The sequence below is a fragment of the Trichococcus sp. genome, from assembly GCF_055118575.1.
On the sequence record NZ_JBSQPW010000002.1, the window covers coordinates 85007 to 101416 of the forward strand.

A 16410-nucleotide genomic window follows, 5' to 3' on the forward strand; every position below is an offset into this window, starting at 1 on the left:
AGAATTACTTTGGGAATAAATAAAACACCAACGGTGATGCACTTTTGAAAAAAATATATTTTCTTAGAATAATAAGACTGAGGTGTCAAATGGAATTAAGAGGTAAACAAAAGCAATATTTGAAAAAAGAAGCGCACCATATGAATCCGCTCTTTCAAGTGGGTAAAGGCGGATTGAACGAAGAGATGCTGGTCCAAATCGGGGAAGCATTGGAAAAAAGAGAACTGCTGAAGGTCGCTCTTCTGCAGAACACGGATGAGGAAACGGATGATGTTGCTGCGGCAATCGAAGAAAAACTGCAGGCGACTGTTGTCCAACAGATTGGACGTACATTAGTGTTGTTCAAACCTTCATCAAAAGAAAAAAATCGTCGTTATTCGACTGTCGTTGAAAAAATCTAAAGGCAGGCCAATCCATATTTTATTGAGGTGAGAAAGAATTGATCACAACTTTAAATTTGATCGGACAAACTGATTACATGATCATCGAAGAAACAGAGGTCGAGACGCAGATCGCCTTTCAGGACCGGAAGCGCATCGGCATCATGGGGGGGACCTTCAGTCCGCCCCATTTAGGCCATCTGATCGTCGCACAGCAAGTGGGGGAACAACTCGGCTTGGATAAGATCTATTTCATGCCCGATGCCGAGCCGCCTCACATCGACGAAAAAGAATCGATTTCGGCGAAGCATCGCGAGTCGATGGTGCGGTTGTCCATTGCGGGCAATCCGTTGTTCGATATCGAGACTATCGAATTGGAGCGGGGCGGAAAGAGCTTCACGATCGATACGATGAAATTATTGACTTCTATGCATCCGGACACCGATTATTATTTCATCATTGGCGGAGACATGGTCGAATACTTGCCGAAGTGGAAAAGCATCGATGAATTGGTACAACTTGTGCAGTTCGTTGGCGTCGCAAGACCAGGATACCCAAGGGAGAGCATCTATCCGATCATCTGGGTCGATGCGCCGCTGATCGACATCAGTTCAACGGAAATCCGTAAGATGGTCAAAACGGGCCGTTCGATCCGGTATTTGGTTCAAGAGGATGTCAAAGATTACATTTTGGAAGAAGGACTCTATCTTGAGGACGAAGACTGAGCTTGTATACACAGGACGCTATACGGATTGGACACGGGAAGCCATTTTGGCGGAAGTGGAAAAACAGATGAAGCCATCGCGCTTCCAGCATGTGCTGCGGGTTGAAGCCTGTTCCATCGCGTTGGCGAAAAAATATGGTGCATCTTTGGAAGCGTGCTCGTTGGCCGCTCTCCTGCACGACTTTGCAAAAGAGCATGATGCAAAAAGTATGAAGAAAATCGTCCTGTCCCAAGCGTTGGACAGCGAGATGACCGGTTACGGCAGCGAAATCATGCATGGGCCTGTCGGTGCTTATTATGCTGAAAAGGTATTCGGAATCATGGATAGGGCTATCCTTGACGCGATCCGTCAGCATACAATCGGCGGTGAGGTGATGACCCTGATCGGAAAAGTCCTATTCATAGCGGATTACATCGAACCGGGCCGTACGTTCACGGGCGTGGATGAAGCCAGAAGACTGGCGGAAATCAGTCTGGACGAGGCAGCTTATTTTAAAATAGAAAAAACAATCATTCATCTGGTGAAGAAGGAACTGCCGATTTATCCCGGCACGATCCATGTCTACAACAGTTGGATCCAAAGAAAAGTGGGGAAATAAGAATGAAAATGACAAGTGAAGAATTATTGGAAGTAGTGGTTAAAGCTGCGGATGACAAATTGGCTCAGGACATCATGGCATTGGATGTACGCGGTTTGACATCGATCGGGGATTACTTTGTCGTCATGAACGGCCGTAATGAGAAACAAGTTGCTGCAATCGTTGAATCTATTGTGGAGAACGTGCACAAAAACAAAGGCGAAATCAAAAACGTTGAAGGCAAAGATTCGGGCAAGTGGACATTGATTGACCTGAATGACGTTATCGTGCATGTATTCAATCATGAGGAACGCGGTTATTACAACATCGAAAAATTATGGAGTGATGCGCCAATGGTCGACATCTCGGGGATGGTCTCTGAGCAATGAGCTATGACATCTTTGCCCATTACTATGATGAAATAATGGACCAGTCTGTCTACGACAGCTGGCTTCTTTATGTTGAAAAATACACAGCCGGCCAATCTGGCCTGAACATCATGGAACTGGCTTGCGGGACAGGGAAGATTGCAGTGGATTTGGCGAAAAATGGCCATCAGGTAACAGGGGTCGATCTCTCCGACGAAATGCTTTCGCTTGCCTACAACCGGATGCAGGAAGAAGGCGTTACGCTTTCCTTAGCGGTAGGGGACATGCGTTCCCTGGAGCCGATGGGGGATTTTGACGTCGTGACGTGCTTCTCTGATTCGCTTTGCTACATGTCTGATGAAGCTGAAGTGGCGGAAGTCTTTCAAAGCGTCATGCGGAATCTCGCTCCCGGCGGTGTTTTTTTGTTCGACGTCCACTCGATGCATCAAGTGAATGACGTTTTTCCTGGATATCAATACATCTATCAGGATGAAGCGGGAGCCTTCCTCTGGGAAAGTTTTGCCGGCGATGCTGCGAACAGTGTCGAGCATGATTTGACTTTCTTCGTGGGATCCCAGAGTAATCCGGAATTGTTTGAACGCCATTCGGAATACCATCGCGAACGAACGTATCCGCTGGAAGTCTACAAGCGGCTCATTAAAGAAGCCGGATTCACCGATGTGACGGCTACTGCCGAATTTGGTGAAGCTGACGTGCGCGATGACAGTCCGCGCTGGTTTTTTGCCTGCAAAAAAGCTTAAGCAAGCCAAGGCAAAAAAACTGCGCAACCATACAATGAAACCAAAGGGAGCGTTTCGATGAAAGCTTGTGGAGTAATCGCAGAATATAATCCTTTCCATAACGGTCACCGCTACCAACTGTCGGAAGCCAGGCGGATGACCAAGAGCGATGTCATGGTTGTCGCAATGAGCGGCAATTTTGTCCAAAGAGGCGCGCCCGCTTTGTTGGATAAATGGACGCGTGCGGAAATCGCGTTGCGGAACGGTGCCGACATCGTCGTGGAAATGCCGATTTTGGGGAGTGTGCAGTCCGCGGATCTGTTCGCAAGAGCAGGCATCCGCTTATTGCAGGCGATGCAGTGCGATGCCTTTGTGTTCGGTGCTGAAGAAGGGACGGCGGAAGATTTCATTTCGCACAGTCGTTTCTTGCGCGAACACGAAGCGGAAATCGATCGGATTTTTCAGACGTACCGAAATGATGGCAGAACCTATGCTGCGCAAATGGAAACGGCCATCGCCGAAGTCTTGCGCCCACAAGGTTCTGCTATTTCCTTTTCAACGCCCAATAATCAACTCGGGTTGGCATATGTCAAAGAAAACGAACAATTCTCCGACCCTATGGAAACGGCCATCGTGCTAAGGAAAGGCGCCGGACACAATGACAGCGATTCTTCCGGACAGGAATTCGCAAGCGGCACCGCCATTCGCGAATGGGCGCTCCACCAGGGGAAAGAAACCGAAGGGAAGGACATGGGCAGGTTTGTGCCGCAAGAGACGTCAGAGGCGCTGGAGAGGCGTCCTCTGCTGGATTGGGCCCCATACTGGGGGATGCTGCAATATCAACTCATGTTGCTTTCGCATACGGAACTCCGGAACATCTATCAAGTTGAGGAAGGCATCGAATACAGACTAAAAAAAGAAGCCGAGGATGCAGCTGATTTTATAGCTTTCATTCAACGCATGAAGACCAAGCGTTGGACATGGGCCAGACTGCAGCGTGTCTGCACCTACATTTTGTTGGGGATAACAAAAGCAGAAGCGAATTCTTTCCAGGGCAAAGCGGCTACTATCCGTTTGCTTGGATTTACGGAGGCCGGAAGACGTTATCTGAACACCTTGAAAAAAAACACGGATATTCCGATCGTCACGAAAGTGGGTGAACCGCATAGAGCGGGTCTGGAACTTGAAATCCGGAGCGACCGCATCTATCGTTTGGGAGGGCTTCCGCTTCTGGAAGAGCAGAATTTCACCCGTTCGCCTGTGTATATCCGGAATGATCAGCAGAAACCGTAATAAGACGTTTCCGGAATTTCATGAAAACTTTAATGAAAAATTGCAAGAAGCGTTTGACTGACCACAACCAAAGAAATATAATGGATAGGTTAATAGATGCTAGAGCCTTCAATATTCGGTTTTAGGCACTAAGGAGGACAAACAAATGAGCGAAGAAGCCAACTCCGTCAGTTTCGTTCCCGTAATCGTAGGGGGGAACAGAGGAGCCTATAGTTTGGCGAGAGCTTTCTATGAAGCGTACCAAGTTAAAACGAATCTCATCAGCCCGATGATTATAGGGCCTATCGGCAATTCCCGCATCATCAAGCATTACATTCAACCGGGAATCGATGACCTGGATCTTTTTTTTGAAACCATCCATCAGATTGGTCGGGACTATCCGAATATGAAAAAAATCATCTTCGGGGCAGACGATCGCTATGCGGAACTGCTGATCCGCACGAAAGACCGATTCGGTAGTGATTGGATCATTCCGTATGTGGATGAACCAGTTTTCCTACGGGCGACCAACAAGGAAAGTTTTTACGCCATTTGTGAAAAAGCAGGCGTTCCCTATCCGAAGACTGTAGTCATGGATGAATTTTCCCTTGATTTGCCGTTTGAATTTCCGATCATCATCAAGCCATCGAATGCCATCATGTACCAGGGGTTACATTTTGAAGGCAAAGAAAAAGTCTTCATCGGACGCGATGAGAAGGATCTTGAACGCATCTACCATTTAGTGCGTGACAATGGCTATACGGACAACCTGATCCTGCAGGAGTACGTTCCCGGCGATGACACCTATCTTGGCGTCGTGACGGTGTACACATCGCCACGTGACAAGGAAATCAAGCTGATTGCATTCGGCCATATCCTCTTGGAAGACCATACGCCATCCGCCATCGGAAACCATCTGACGATTTGGGCCAGGGAGGAGCAGAAGATTGTTGCTTCTGTTCAAAAACTGATTGCGGAAACCGAGTTTTATGGTTTCTCCAATTTCGATGTGAAGTACGATGAGCGCAAGGATGACTATGTTTTCTTTGAACTGAACGGAAGACTGGGTGTCAGTAACTACTATGTTACCGCCAGTGGCAACAATGTCGCGAAATACTACGTTGAAGATTATATAGCCAAGAAAAAACTTGGGATGACCATCAACAAAAACGAAGCTCTTTTCACGATGACACCAAAAAATCTTTTGTTGAAATATGTCAAGTCCGATGTATTGAGGAAAAAAGTAAAAGAGCTGTACAAAGAAGGGAAAGTAGTGCACCCTTTGGATGCGCCTTTTGAAGTCAGCCCGAAAAGAAAATTCTATGTGTTGGCTTCCAAATTCAATTATTACAAAAAATTCAGGGAGCATCCTCCAGAGGAATGAACTGAAACAAGAAACAAACGGGAAACGAGGGATGAGAAAGTATGAAAAAATTTTTTGGCATTCTTGGAGGAATGGGAACGCTGGCGACGACCAACTTTCTTGTTGAAATGAATAAGCGTCATTTCCCCGAAAACGACCAGGATTATTTCAATTACGTTCTGATGAATCACGCTGATATTCCCGATCGTACGGAATTCATTTTGGATCCGACCAAACCGAATCCGGTGGAAGCAGTGATAGAAGATGTTCATATGTTGAATCTTCTGCAGCCAGAATTCATCATCATGCCCTGCAATACTATCCATTATTTCTTCGATGATATTCAAAAGGAAACGGATATTCCGATTTTGAATATGGTTGATCTTACAGTCGGCTATATTGCGGAACATTATGAGGGCGCAAAAAAAGTCGGATTATTTGCCACTGAAGGAACGCATCAGAGCCGCATCTACGAAAATCGGCTTATTGAAAAAGGCTATCAAGTAGTATTGCCGGACAGAGCTTTACAAGACAAAATCAATAAAATGATTTATTATTACATCAAAGAGAGATCGCATTTATTTTTCCCTTTGTACTACGAAATTTTGGAAGACTTCAAAAATTGCGGTGCGGACATTGTGTTATTGGGATGCACGGAAGTTTCGTTGATGAACAGCGAAGATAAAGAACGACGTTATCCGGTTGTCGATGCGGAAAAGGTACTTTTGGACAAAACGATTTCGTTGGCCAAAGAGTTAAAAGCGTAAAAAAACGTTTTCCTTTTTTGGATGTAAAGGAAAATACATTGACAAAGTTTTTTTTCACTAGTATAATTCAATTTGTTATTTTAGGGGTGATGGAAATGAAGTGGCCATTAAAAGAATTACAAGAACATCGTGGTGAACCGTACTATTTTTCTCGGATGATAGACCGGGAAAGTTCATTGATGCAAAGAAATAATGAAATCAAAGCAGTGTCGCCGATTAAGGCGGAAGGTTTCTTATTATACGAAAATCATTCTGTGCTTGCCAATTTCCGAATCGATTTAACGATTACCCTGCCTTCGTCAAGGTCGTTGGAATTAGTTGAGGTACCCTTGCAAATAGCAATCGAAGAAGTGTACACTGAAAGTGAATCACTCTATCTCGAGCAGGATAACCCTGCGGATGTTGTGTTGCCGCTTGAAGGCGATGAAGTGAATCTGGTCCCCGCTATCGAGGACAACATTCTGCTGAATCTGCCTCTACAAGTCTTCACGCCGGAAGAGATGGTGTCCGAGGAAATGCCTAGTGGCGCTGAATGGGAAGTTGTTTCCGAAGAATCTTTCGCAAGAAAGAGACAAGAGGAAAAAACTGATCAGATCGATCCGCGATTAGCTGGTCTGAAGGCCCTGTTAGAAGACGAAGAAAAGACAGAGTGAAATTTTTGACGCTGGTTTTTTAAATAAATACAGCGATTATTACAGGGAGGTGTAAGGAAATGGCAGTACCTAAAAGAAGAACATCTAAAGCGAGAAAAGCAAAAAGACGTACGCACTTCAAATTAGCGATTCCAGGCTTGAACGCATGCCCTAACTGTGGCGAATTGAAAAAGAGCCACCACGTTTGTGCATCATGCGGTTACTATGATGGAGAAGCAGTTGTTGAAAAAACAAACTAATCATGAAATGCCATCCGCAATTTCAGTCAGCAGAATGAATTTTCTGCTGGCTTTTTTTGTTTTCATTTTTCAGGAGGCATAATTTTCCAGAATGAGGTAAAATGAGTTTATGCGGCATGGATGCCATATTTTCATAAAGGAGCGTTGGGATGCAAAACTTCCATTATTTTGAAATTCTGTTGTACGTTTTTCCGATTTTAGAAATCATTCTGATCAATAAATTTTTTAGGTCGTATCTCAGGTATAAACAAATTATCCGATTGACGGTTGCGGATGTCGTCATGCCGTTTTTGCTGGTAGGGATCCATTTGCTGAGTGTCTACAGTTTGACTTTTTCGCTGTTGCCGCATTTTTTGTTGGCGGCCTGCCTCGTCGGCTTGCTGCAGACGCTGTATTTCGACAAACGCAGAAAGATCCAACGGCCGAAGCGATTTTATCGTCATTTCATAAAAATACTGTTTTTGATGGCGCTGCTTTTTTATTATATGTTGGTGCTGTTGCGTATTTATTTCCTCATAAGAGGATAGTCCTAAAATTGAAGAATGAGGTGGCACGAAATCATGAAAGTATTATTGTATTCTGAAGGAATGAAATACATCGGGAAATCCGGTCTGGGCAGAGCAATCGAACACCAGAAAAAGGCGCTTGCACTGGAAGGGATATCTTTCACGACAGACTACAGAGATGATTTTGATCTGATGCACATCAATACATACTTTGGACAGTCCTACCGTTTGCTGCACAAAGTCAAAAAGCAAGGGAAGCCGATCGTGTATCATGCTCACTCCACAAAGGAGGACTTCAAGAATTCCTTTATCTTCTCCAATGCGGCTGCGCCGTTGTTCAGCAAGTGGATTCTGCACTGCTACAGCCATGGCGATGTGGTATTGACGCCTACGCCTTATTCAAAACAATTGCTGCAGCAGGCTGGTTTGGAACAACCGATCATCCCGATTTCGAATGGAATCGATCTGGCCTTTTACCAAGCAACTGCGGAGATGGGCATGTCTTTCCGCAGGAAGTATGGGTATAAGGCAGCAGATAAAGTTGTCATGTCTGTCGGCCTTTACATCAAACGCAAAGGAATTCTTGATTTTGTCGCCTTAGCAAAAGCGATGCCCGCTTACCAGTTCATCTGGTTCGGGTATTTGAACCTCCATCAAGTCCCACGGGAAATCCGCGAAGCTGTGGAGACCAAATTGCCCAATCTGCAATTTGCCGGTTATGTGGCTCCTGATGAGCTCAGGAGCGCCTATTGTGGTGCTGATTTGTTTTTCTTTCCAACTTACGAAGAAACGGAAGGAATCGTCCTTCTGGAGGCACTCGCCATGGGACAAGAGATCCTGGTCCGGGATATACCGATCTACGAAGATGATCTGATCGATGGCACGCACGTCTACAAAGGTAAGACGAACGACGATTTCCGCAGACTGATCAGCGGCATTCTGGAAGGCGAACTGCCTTCTTTGAAAGCTGCAGGGCAGGAGCGGATCCGCCAGAAGGATCTCAGCTGCATCGGTTCTGAATTACGAAGCGCTTATGAGACAGCCATCCGGTTGCATGGGTCCGAAGGTAGATGATTCTTGCCCCTGTAAATAAAATGATAGATGACAAGTGAGAACAAATTGATTTCGAGAAATAATCGAAATCAATTTGTTTTTTTTATGAATTGTTCGGGAAAATGTGGTAGAAAGTGGGGGGATGTGGTAGACTGAAAACATATTTGAGGGTGGGGGCGAGTGTCTTTATGTTGATGGGCGAATTCAAACACAATATCGACGCTAAAGGCAGATTGATCATGCCCGCAAAATTTCGTGAGGAATTAGGCGATACGTTCATCATCACCCGCGGATTGGACGGCTGTTTGTTCGGCTATCCGTTAAGTCAATGGGAGCTGCTTCAGGAAAAATTAAAACAGCTGCCCCTTGCAAAAAAAGATGCGCGTGCTTTTACCCGTTTCTTCTATTCAGCCGCTATGGAAGCTGAACTGGATAAACAAGGGCGCATCAATATCCCTCAAACACTATTGGATTACGCGAAGATTGAAAAAGAATGTCGTATAGTCGGTGTAGCCGATCGTATTGAAATATGGAGCAATGAGAAGTGGGAAGAATTTGCCGATGAGGCTGCCGAAAACTTCGAAGATATTGCTGAAACGATGATTGACTTTGGATTGTAGGTGCAGAAATGGAAAAATTTGAACATTATAGCGTGTTGCTGAACGAGTCTATCGATGGATTGAATATCAAGCCGGATGGCGTCTATGTCGATTGCACTTTAGGTGGTGCCGGACATAGCAGCGTGATTTTATCAAAATTAAATGAAAATGGGCATCTTTATGCCTTTGACCAAGACCGTATCGCTATCGAAAATGCTGAAGTGATGTTGGCGACTTATATCGAAAAAGGCATGGTGACACTCATCAAGGCTAATTTTCGGAACATCAAGGAAGAACTGGAGCAACGTGGCGTCTATGGCGTAGACGGCATCCTTTACGATTTGGGAGTGTCTTCCCCACAATTGGATCAAGCGGAACGAGGGTTCAGTTATCGTTATGATGCCCCGCTCGACATGCGCATGGACCAGGAGCAGGCATTGACGGCCCGCGTCATTGTGAATGAGTGGCCTTTTGCTGAGTTGATGAAGATTTTTTATCGTTACGGCGAAGAAAAATTCTCAAAACAGATTGCCCGTAAAATCGAAAATATCAGGGAAACCCAACCGATCGAGACGACCGGCGAATTGGTCGAAATCATCAAAGATTGCATTCCGGCACCGGCCAGAAGAAAAGGCGGACACCCGGCCAAACGCATTTTTCAGGCCTTACGCATCGCCGTCAACGACGAATTGTCCGCGATTGAAGATTCGATAGAGGACGGATTGAAGATGCTGAACGTCGGAGGGCGCATGAGCGTCATCTCCTTCCAATCCTTGGAAGACCGGATCGTTAAAGTCCTTTTCAAAGAAGCCAGCTCGAAAGAGGAGACTTTGCCGCTGTTGCCTATTCTTCCCGAGGAATATGAAGCGGATTACAAGTTGATCAGCCGAAAACCAATCTTGCCCAATGAAGCGGAATTGAATGAGAATTCGCGCTCCCAAAGTGCTAAATTGCGTGTCATCGAAAGAGTCAAGAAATAACAGGAGCACAGCAGCTCTGTAACGAAAGATCATCAGTCGGAACCAATGAATTGTGCCATAGACGCACGATTTATTGCGGGGGAGGAGAGGATTAAGTGGCATTACCTGAATATAGGGCGGCGATTGCAGAACCGAAGCTGCCAAAAGAATTGACAGAACCTAGAAAAGGCCAGCCTGATCCGAAAGGCTATAGAGCCGTTAGAGATAAATATATAAAAATTGAAAAATTTGCCATCACCATCACTTTGTTAAGTGCTTTGATCGTAGTATTGTTGTCTCTGGCTACACAAGTGACCCTCTCCAATCAGAATAGAGCGTTGCAGGACTTACAAAATGATAGCGTTGCGATCAGTCTGGAAAATCAAAATTTGGAACAGGAAGTCCAGGAACTTTCAAGATATGACCGCATCATTGAGATAGCGAAAGAACTTGGTCTGGAAATGAATGAAGCAAACGTTAGGAATGTTACGCGATGAAAAAAACAGCTAATCCTCAAAAAAACCGAAAAAAAATGACTCGTATCATGGTTGGGTTGACAGGTTTACTATTTCTTGTATTTATTTTTCGTTTTTCTATGATCATGATCACCAAGAAGGTAAATGGCGAGAATCTAAGCGAGCATGTTAATAACTTATATACCAGAAGTAGTATCCTTGCCGCAAAAAGAGGTACCATCTATGACATAGGTGGTAATCCTATTGCCTTGGATGCTACTTCTTATTCGTTGGTGGCGGTTTTGACCGATGAATGGAGTGAGGATACGGAAAATCCGAACCATATCGTCGACAAGGAAAAAACAGCTGAAGTTCTGGCACAATACATCAGCATGAGCGAAAGCGAGATTCTGACTATCCTGAACCAAGCCGATCTGAAGCAGGTCGAATTCGGAAGCGCAGGGACTAACCTGAACTATGCTACAAAATCCAGTATTGAAGCGGAAGAGCTTCCGGGGATCACGTTCGAAGAGACACCCTCCAGGCTTTATCCAAATGGGATTTTTGCTTCCCATCTTGTCGGCTTTGCGCAAAGTTCAGTCAGCGAAGAGGAAGCTGACACGAATGAAGAAAAGAAGCTGGTCGGCATGATGGGCATAGAGTCTCTGTATGATGATGATTTGGACGGCAGTGATGGTAAAGTCACCTATCAAGAGGATTCCAACGGCTACCTGATTCCGGGCACGCAAATTCAGGAAGAGGAACCTATCGAAGGCGATAATCTTTACCTGACGCTCGACAGCCGCCTGCAGATTTATCTGGAAAGTCTGATGTCGCAAGTGTATGCGGAGGCTGAACCGGAATCGATGACAGCTATGTTGGTCGATCCCGAAACCGGCGCAATCCTTGCTGCTTCCCAGCGGCCCACTTTCAACGCTACGACCAAGGAAGGCATCGATGCCCAATGGCAAAATCTGTTGGTGGAGGATACCTATGAACCGGGTTCCACATTCAAAATTCTGACTTTGGCCGCGGCCGTGAACGAGGGCGTATTCAGTCCGTTTGCGACATACACTTCCGGAAGTGTGGAGGTAGAGGGCGGAACCATCCGTGACTACAATAAGGATGGTTGGGGCAATATCACCTATCTTGAAGGGTTGGCCCGCTCAAGTAACGTGGCTTTCGTGAAGTTGGTGCAAGCGATGGGGTACGATGTTTGGGAATCCTACATAAAGGCTTTCGGCATCGGCCAATCAACCGATTCAGGACTTGAAAATGAAGCAACAGGGAATTACAGCTATACATATCCGCTGGAAAAGGCGAATACGGCATTCGGACAAGGGGTAACGGTTACGCCTTTCCAATTGATGCAAGCTTTCACGGCAATCGCAAACGATGGCACCATGATGAAACTGAACTATCTGGATCGAACAGAAGATTCAAACACAGGTGAAGTCACTGTTTCCGAACCTGAAGAATTAGGATCCCCGATCACGGCGGAAACCGCCCAAACGGTGCTGACCTATCTGAAAGAAGTCGTCTACAACGAGAATGGATCCGGTCAAGCTTACCAAGTCGAAGGAACAGAAATCGCCGCCAAAACGGGTACGGCAGAAGTGGTTAATTCCACGACAGGTGAATATTACACCGGCTATTCCAACTACCTTTACTCAGTAGTCGGATTCGCGCCGGCGGATGATCCCAGCTACATCTTGTATTTAACAATGAAACGGCCTGCAAACTTGGACAGTCTGAACGGTTCGAAGTATCTGGCGGAAATATTCAACCCATTCATGACAAGGGCAATCGAATATGACAACCTGAATACGGAAGTTACCGGGGACGTTAATCAAGCCTTGATGCCGGAAGTGGCCAATATGTCGAAAGATGAGGCTTTAGCAGCCCTGACCGCAGTAGGCTATAATGATACAGCGGTAATCGGCAGCGGCAGCCGGATCGTCCAACAATACCCGTACGCTGGGACGCAGACGATCACGAACCAAAAAACGATTCTCATGACGGAGGGCGCGATGACAATGCCTGATGTCTACGGCTGGTCAAAAGATGATGTCCTGAAAGTAGCAGAAATCGCAGGTATAAACTTTACTTTTGAAGGCGAAGGATATGTCGTTTTCCAGAGTCTGGAAACGGGATCCATCCTGAATGCTGCCAAGGAAGTTCAGGTAATCCTGGAATAAACCTTCAGAAGCAACACTCACAATCAATCAATCAAAAATGTAAAACACCTATTAGGAGGAAATCATATGCATTGGACAGAAATGCTGTTGCCTTTATCGATCAGCTTCGCCATCACAATCAGCATGATGCCAATCTTCATCGGCTATTTTAAAGTGAAACAGTTCGGACAGGTCACAAGGGAAGAAGGACCGAAATGGCATCAAGTCAAAAGCGGCACGCCGACGATGGGGGGTGTCGTGTTCATCATCGCTGCGATCCTTACAGTGATCGGGACAGCCATCTGGAAGGAAGTTCTTACCGTAAAACTGGCGATGTTGCTGTTCGTGCTGTTGTTTTTTGCCGCTATCGGCTTTTTGGATGATTTCCTGAAAATATTCAAAAAACAAAATGAAGGGCTGACTTCCAAGCAAAAGTTCCTTTCGCAATTGGTTGGGTCCTTTGTCTTTGTGGCACTGTTCTTTTTGTCGGGTTCAGACCCGTTGATCACAATCCCTTTCTTTGGACAAATCCACAACTGGTTGGTATTTGCTGTATTCACAATCATCTGGATCACCGGCTTTTCGAACGCAGTCAACTTGACCGATGGTTTGGACGGATTGGTAGCCGGAACAGCTGGCATCGCCTATACGGCATACGGCATATTGGCTTACCGTCAGGGACAACTGGAAGTATTGTTGTTTTGTATCGCGATTGTCGGTGGTCTGATCGGATTCTTCTTTTTCAACAAAAAACCGGCTAAAATATTTATGGGAGACGTCGGTTCGTTGGCATTGGGTGCAGGGCTCGCAGTTGTGTCGTTGGCGTTGCATCTGGAGTGGTCCTTGTTGCTGATCGGTCTTGTTTTCGTCATCGAAACGGCCAGTGTCATGTTGCAGGTCGGCTCCTTCAAATTGCGCGGCAAACGCATCTTCAAGATGTCACCAATCCACCACCATTTCGAAATGAGCGGGTGGAGCGAATGGCGCGTCGTCCTTACTTTTTGGGCGGTCGGTTTGATTTCTGCAATCTTAGCCTTGTGGCTGCTCGTTTAAGCGAAGGGAGAGAAATACATGAAAACAAATAATCGATTCGAAAATAAAAAAGTATTGGTGCTGGGCTTGGCGCTCAGCGGAATGAATGCGGCAAAACTGCTCCTGGAACTCGGCGCAATGGTAACGGTCAATGACGCAAAGGAATTGAACGACAATCCGGATGCAAAAGAGTTGATTTCATCCGGCATCAAAGTGATCGCCGGATTCCATCCAATTGAGCTCTTGGATGAATCTTTCTCCTTCATGGTCAAGAATCCGGGTATCCCATACAACAATCCGATGGTCAAACGGGCGCTTGAATTAGGCATTCCCGTGTTGACAGAAGTCGAATTGGCGGCGGAGATTCTGGAAGGCCGACTGATCGGTGTGACAGGCACGAACGGAAAGACTACGACCACGACAATGATCACGGAACTGTTGAATGCGGGCAGAAAAATAGGCAAAGCCTATAAAGCCGGCAATATCGGTGTGCCTGCATCGGCAGTGGCGCGTGTGGCGACTGTCGACGACGATGTCGTGATGGAGTTGTCAAGTTTCCAGTTGATGGGCATCGAGGCGATGCGGCCTGCCATTGCGGTCATCACGAACATCACGGAAGCGCATCTGGATTATCACGGCGACCGCAACGAATATGTCAAAGCGAAGTGGCGCATAACCGAGAACCAAACAGAGGCCGATCACCTCGTTTTGAATTGGGACCAGGCAGAACTGCGTGAAATGTCGCAGTTTTCAAAAGCCCATATCGTTCCTTTTTCCCGCACGCAGATCCTGAAGGATGGAGCCTATGCATCGGAGGGTTCGCTGTATTTCAAAGGCGAGAAAGTGATGGCTATTTCCGATTTGAGGGTTCCTGGTGAACACAATATCGAAAATGCATTGGCCGCGATCGCTGTAGCGAAACTGTCCGGTATAGCCAATGAGGCTATCGTATCAGCTTTTCATCTCTTTTACGGCGTCGAGCACAGGATCCAATTCGTGGCCGAACTGAACGGAAGGAAATTCTATAATGATTCGAAAGCGACGAACATTCTTGCAACCAAAACAGCTTTGGCAAGTTTCAAGACGCCAATCATCCTTTTGGCGGGAGGCCTGGACCGTGGGAATAGTTTCGATGAGCTTGTCCCCTTCCTTGAAAACGTGAAGACGTTGATCGTCTTCGGAGAAACAGCTGAAAAATTGAAGGATGCAGGCGAGAAAGCCGGCATCGAAGAAATCGTGCTGACCGACAATGTCGCCAGTGCGGTACCGATCAGTTACCAGTACAGCGAAGAAGGAGACACAATCCTGTTGTCCCCCGCCTGCGCGAGTTGGGATCAGTACAAAAATTTTGAAGTGCGCGGCAAAACGTTCACGGATGCTGTCCATTCCTTGGTCAAAGCCACGAGTGAGGAGGAGGGTTCTTTCTAGAGAACCTATACGCGTATGAAAATAGTATTATCCGGTGGGGGAACAGGCGGGCACATCTACCCGGCGTTGGCCCTGATGAACCGAATCAAAGAAAAATATCCCGACAGCGAATTCCTTTATGTGGGAACGGACCGCGGTTTGGAAAGCACAATCGTACCAAAGGCCGGTGTTGCCTTCAAATCCATCAAGATCCAAGGTCTGCGCCGGAGTTTATCGCTTCAGAACCTGAAGACGATCTATTTGATGATCAAGAGCATTTCGGACTCGAAGAAAATCATCAAGGAATTCCGGCCGGATGTCGTGATCGGGACCGGTGGCTATGTTTGCGCACCCGTTCTGTATGCCGCGTCCAAACTGGGTGTGCCTTCCATAATCCACGAGCAAAATTCAGTGGCAGGCGTCACCAATAAATTTTTGAGCAGAGTCGTGGACCGCATCTGCATTTGTTTTGAGGATGCACGCAGTGACTTCTCCTCCTATCCGGAAAAAATAGTCTTCACGGGGAATCCCAGGGCGCAGGAAGTAGCTTCCTTGAAGGAAAGCGCCGACCTGAAGGAATACGGATTGGGGGAAGAACTGCCGACCGTTTTGATTTTTGGAGGTAGCCGGGGAGCAAAAAAACTGAATGAATCTTTCACAGCCGCCTACCCGCTTTTCAAGAACAAGCCCTATCAAGTGCTGCTGGCTACCGGTGAAGTCCACTACAAGGCGGTGGAGCAAGAAATCAGCGCGCTGACCGACCGTTTGGATAATGTCCGCATTGTGCCATACATCCATGATATGCCGAAATTGTTCAAGCGCACCGACTTGATTGTGTCGCGCAGCGGCGCAACCACTTTGACGGAAGTGATGGCCTTGGGTTTGCCGAGTATCCTGATCCCGAGCCCTTATGTCACAAACAACCATCAACAAAAAAATGCCGAAAGCTTAGTGAAAAATGGTGCTGCTGAAATGATCCTCGAGAAGGACCTGAAGGCACAGTCATTGTTTGAAGCCATCGATAAACTGATGATCAATGAAACGGCACGAAAAACAATGGCTATCCAAGCCAAACAGATGGGCATAACGGATGCATCAGACCGGATCATCGATGTCATCTTGACTTTGAAGAAATGAG

The 16410-nt window shown here is 46.4% G+C and carries 19 protein-coding genes; all 19 read left to right on the forward strand.

Translation table 11 applies throughout. The features are described 5' to 3' along the window. Positions 1 to 89: 89 nt before the first annotated feature. Positions 90 to 401 carry a ribosome assembly RNA-binding protein YhbY gene (gene yhbY, locus ACTCCX_RS00950; protein WP_463274292.1) on the forward strand — a complete coding sequence of 104 codons (312 nt, stop codon included), beginning with the start codon at positions 90 to 92 and terminating at the stop codon, positions 399 to 401. Between the two features lie 77 nt (positions 402 to 478). Beyond that, a complete protein-coding gene (locus ACTCCX_RS00955) occupies positions 479 to 1105 on the forward strand; it encodes a nicotinate-nucleotide adenylyltransferase (protein WP_463274336.1) in 627 nt (208 codons plus the stop codon). Next, positions 1089 to 1703: a bis(5'-nucleosyl)-tetraphosphatase (symmetrical) YqeK gene (gene yqeK, locus ACTCCX_RS00960; protein WP_463274293.1), complete on the forward strand. Its 615-nt coding sequence runs from the start codon at positions 1089 to 1091 to the stop codon at positions 1701 to 1703. The genes ACTCCX_RS00955 and yqeK overlap by 17 nt, the downstream gene beginning before the upstream one ends. A 2-nt stretch (positions 1704 to 1705) precedes the next feature. Then, a complete protein-coding gene (gene rsfS, locus ACTCCX_RS00965; protein WP_068560007.1) occupies positions 1706 to 2071 on the forward strand; it encodes a ribosome silencing factor in 366 nt (121 codons plus the stop codon). Next, positions 2068 to 2811 carry a class I SAM-dependent DNA methyltransferase gene (locus ACTCCX_RS00970; protein ID WP_463274294.1) on the forward strand — a complete coding sequence of 248 codons (744 nt, stop codon included), beginning with the start codon at positions 2068 to 2070 and terminating at the stop codon, positions 2809 to 2811. The genes rsfS and ACTCCX_RS00970 overlap by 4 nt, the downstream gene beginning before the upstream one ends. 57 nt (positions 2812 to 2868) lie before the next feature. Further along, on the forward strand, positions 2869 to 4083 hold the full coding sequence (locus ACTCCX_RS00975; RefSeq protein ID WP_463274295.1) for a nucleotidyltransferase: 1215 nt from the start codon (positions 2869 to 2871) through the stop codon (positions 4081 to 4083). A gap of 145 nt (positions 4084 to 4228) precedes the next feature. After that, a complete protein-coding gene (locus ACTCCX_RS00980; protein WP_463274296.1) occupies positions 4229 to 5446 on the forward strand; it encodes a carboxylate--amine ligase in 1218 nt (405 codons plus the stop codon). A gap of 41 nt (positions 5447 to 5487) precedes the next feature. After that, the gene (locus ACTCCX_RS00985) at positions 5488 to 6192 is read left to right on the forward strand and encodes an aspartate/glutamate racemase family protein (RefSeq protein WP_463274297.1); all 705 of its coding nucleotides are present in this window, start codon (positions 5488 to 5490) and stop codon (positions 6190 to 6192) included. A 95-nt stretch (positions 6193 to 6287) separates the two neighbouring features. Then, positions 6288 to 6845, forward strand: a complete 558-nt coding sequence (locus tag ACTCCX_RS00990) for a YceD family protein (protein ID WP_463274298.1) — start codon at positions 6288 to 6290, stop codon at positions 6843 to 6845. Between the two features lie 59 nt (positions 6846 to 6904). Further along, a complete protein-coding gene (gene rpmF / locus ACTCCX_RS00995) occupies positions 6905 to 7084 on the forward strand; it encodes a 50S ribosomal protein L32 (protein WP_463274299.1) in 180 nt (59 codons plus the stop codon). Between the two features lie 149 nt (positions 7085 to 7233). Next, positions 7234 to 7611, forward strand: coding sequence for a DUF3397 family protein (locus ACTCCX_RS01000; RefSeq protein WP_463274300.1), 378 nt, complete (start codon positions 7234 to 7236; stop codon positions 7609 to 7611). A 33-nt stretch (positions 7612 to 7644) separates the two neighbouring features. Then, positions 7645 to 8664: an LTA glycolipid anchor biosynthesis glycosyltransferase, IagA/BgsA family gene (locus ACTCCX_RS01005; protein ID WP_463274301.1), complete on the forward strand. Its 1020-nt coding sequence runs from the start codon at positions 7645 to 7647 to the stop codon at positions 8662 to 8664. A gap of 167 nt (positions 8665 to 8831) precedes the next feature. Further along, positions 8832 to 9263 (forward strand): division/cell wall cluster transcriptional repressor MraZ, encoded by a 432-nt coding sequence (gene mraZ / locus ACTCCX_RS01010; protein ID WP_086943378.1) that lies wholly within the window; start codon positions 8832 to 8834, stop codon positions 9261 to 9263. Positions 9264 to 9271: 8 nt separating this feature from the next. Continuing rightward, the gene (rsmH, locus tag ACTCCX_RS01015) at positions 9272 to 10222 is read left to right on the forward strand and encodes a 16S rRNA (cytosine(1402)-N(4))-methyltransferase RsmH (protein WP_463274302.1); all 951 of its coding nucleotides are present in this window, start codon (positions 9272 to 9274) and stop codon (positions 10220 to 10222) included. 95 nt (positions 10223 to 10317) lie between these two features. Then, positions 10318 to 10698 (forward strand): cell division protein FtsL, encoded by a 381-nt coding sequence (ftsL2, locus tag ACTCCX_RS01020; protein ID WP_068560021.1) that lies wholly within the window; start codon positions 10318 to 10320, stop codon positions 10696 to 10698. Between the two features lie 47 nt (positions 10699 to 10745). After that, positions 10746 to 12854, forward strand: a complete 2109-nt coding sequence (locus ACTCCX_RS01025; RefSeq protein WP_463274337.1) for a penicillin-binding protein — start codon at positions 10746 to 10748, stop codon at positions 12852 to 12854. 66 nt (positions 12855 to 12920) lie between these two features. After that, positions 12921 to 13886, forward strand: coding sequence for a phospho-N-acetylmuramoyl-pentapeptide-transferase (gene mraY / locus ACTCCX_RS01030; RefSeq protein ID WP_463274303.1), 966 nt, complete (start codon positions 12921 to 12923; stop codon positions 13884 to 13886). An 18-nt stretch (positions 13887 to 13904) separates the two neighbouring features. Continuing rightward, positions 13905 to 15293, forward strand: coding sequence for a UDP-N-acetylmuramoyl-L-alanine--D-glutamate ligase (murD, locus tag ACTCCX_RS01035; protein ID WP_463274304.1), 1389 nt, complete (start codon positions 13905 to 13907; stop codon positions 15291 to 15293). A gap of 15 nt (positions 15294 to 15308) precedes the next feature. Further along, a complete protein-coding gene (gene murG / locus ACTCCX_RS01040) occupies positions 15309 to 16409 on the forward strand; it encodes an undecaprenyldiphospho-muramoylpentapeptide beta-N-acetylglucosaminyltransferase (RefSeq protein WP_463274305.1) in 1101 nt (366 codons plus the stop codon). The last annotated feature ends 1 nt before the right edge of the window (position 16410 follow it).

Excerpts from the sequence above, each read along its gene's own strand:
- ACTCCX_RS00985 (WP_463274297.1), top strand. The coding sequence starts at position 5,488 with ATGAAAAAATTTTTTGGCATTCTTGGAGGAATGGGAACGCTGGCGACG.
- mraZ (WP_086943378.1), top strand. The coding sequence starts at position 8,832 with ATGTTGATGGGCGAATTCAAACACAATATCGACGCTAAAGGCAGATTG.
- rsfS (WP_068560007.1), top strand. The coding sequence starts at position 1,706 with ATGAAAATGACAAGTGAAGAATTATTGGAAGTAGTGGTTAAAGCTGCG.
- ACTCCX_RS00955 (WP_463274336.1), top strand. The coding sequence starts at position 479 with ATGATCATCGAAGAAACAGAGGTCGAGACGCAGATCGCCTTTCAGGAC.
- rsmH (WP_463274302.1), top strand. The coding sequence starts at position 9,272 with ATGGAAAAATTTGAACATTATAGCGTGTTGCTGAACGAGTCTATCGAT.
- rpmF (WP_463274299.1), top strand. The coding sequence starts at position 6,905 with ATGGCAGTACCTAAAAGAAGAACATCTAAAGCGAGAAAAGCAAAAAGA.
- ACTCCX_RS01005 (WP_463274301.1), top strand. The coding sequence starts at position 7,645 with ATGAAAGTATTATTGTATTCTGAAGGAATGAAATACATCGGGAAATCC.
- mraY (WP_463274303.1), top strand. The coding sequence starts at position 12,921 with ATGCATTGGACAGAAATGCTGTTGCCTTTATCGATCAGCTTCGCCATC.
- murD (WP_463274304.1), top strand. The coding sequence starts at position 13,905 with ATGAAAACAAATAATCGATTCGAAAATAAAAAAGTATTGGTGCTGGGC.
- ACTCCX_RS00980 (WP_463274296.1), top strand. The coding sequence starts at position 4,229 with ATGAGCGAAGAAGCCAACTCCGTCAGTTTCGTTCCCGTAATCGTAGGG.
- ACTCCX_RS01025 (WP_463274337.1), top strand. The coding sequence starts at position 10,746 with ATGGTTGGGTTGACAGGTTTACTATTTCTTGTATTTATTTTTCGTTTT.
- yhbY (WP_463274292.1), top strand. The coding sequence starts at position 90 with ATGGAATTAAGAGGTAAACAAAAGCAATATTTGAAAAAAGAAGCGCAC.
- ACTCCX_RS00970 (WP_463274294.1), top strand. The coding sequence starts at position 2,068 with ATGAGCTATGACATCTTTGCCCATTACTATGATGAAATAATGGACCAG.
- ACTCCX_RS00990 (WP_463274298.1), top strand. The coding sequence starts at position 6,288 with ATGAAGTGGCCATTAAAAGAATTACAAGAACATCGTGGTGAACCGTAC.
- murG (WP_463274305.1), top strand. The coding sequence starts at position 15,309 with ATGAAAATAGTATTATCCGGTGGGGGAACAGGCGGGCACATCTACCCG.
- ACTCCX_RS00975 (WP_463274295.1), top strand. The coding sequence starts at position 2,869 with ATGAAAGCTTGTGGAGTAATCGCAGAATATAATCCTTTCCATAACGGT.
- ACTCCX_RS01000 (WP_463274300.1), top strand. The coding sequence starts at position 7,234 with ATGCAAAACTTCCATTATTTTGAAATTCTGTTGTACGTTTTTCCGATT.